General features: G+C 53.2%; 1 rRNA gene. It reads right to left on the reverse strand.

Going from position 1 to position 566, the window contains the following annotated elements:
• Positions 1-546: ribosomal RNA gene (locus IM299_RS22785) — 23S ribosomal RNA — on the reverse strand; the annotation flags it as partial.
• Between the last annotated feature and the right edge of the window lie 20 nt (positions 547-566).

The following is a 566-nucleotide window of genomic DNA, read 5'->3' on the forward strand; positions in this document are numbered from 1 at the left end:
CGAAGGTGCTCCCACTGCTTGTACGTACACGGTTTCAGGTTCTTTTTCACTCCCCTCGCCGGGGTTCTTTTCGCCTTTCCCTCACGGTACTGGTTCACTATCGGTCAGTCAGGAGTATTTAGCCTTGGAGGATGGTCCCCCCATATTCAGACAGGATACCACGTGTCCCGCCCTACTCTTCGAGTTCACAACCTGTGCATTTTCGTGTACGGGACTGTCACCCTGTACCGTGCGACTTTCCAGACGCTTCCACTAACACACAAGCTGATTCAGACTCCGGGCTGCTCCCCGTTCGCTCGCCGCTACTGGGGGAATCTCGGTTGATTTCTTTTCCTCGGGGTACTTAGATGTTTCAGTTCCCCCGGTTCGCCTCGTTAACCTATGTATTCAGTTAACGATAGTGTGACGAATCACACTGGGTTTCCCCATTCGGACATCGACGGGTCAAAGGTTCATATCACCTCGCCGTCGCTTTTCGCAGATTAGCACGTCCTTCATCGCCTCTGACTGCCAGGGCATCCACCGTGTACGCTTAGTCGCTTAACCTCACAACCCGAAGATGTTTC

It is taken from the genome of Enterobacter cloacae complex sp. P47BA (assembly GCF_014930485.1).
Taxonomy (GTDB): Bacteria; Pseudomonadota; Gammaproteobacteria; order Enterobacterales; family Enterobacteriaceae; genus Enterobacter; species Enterobacter bugandensis.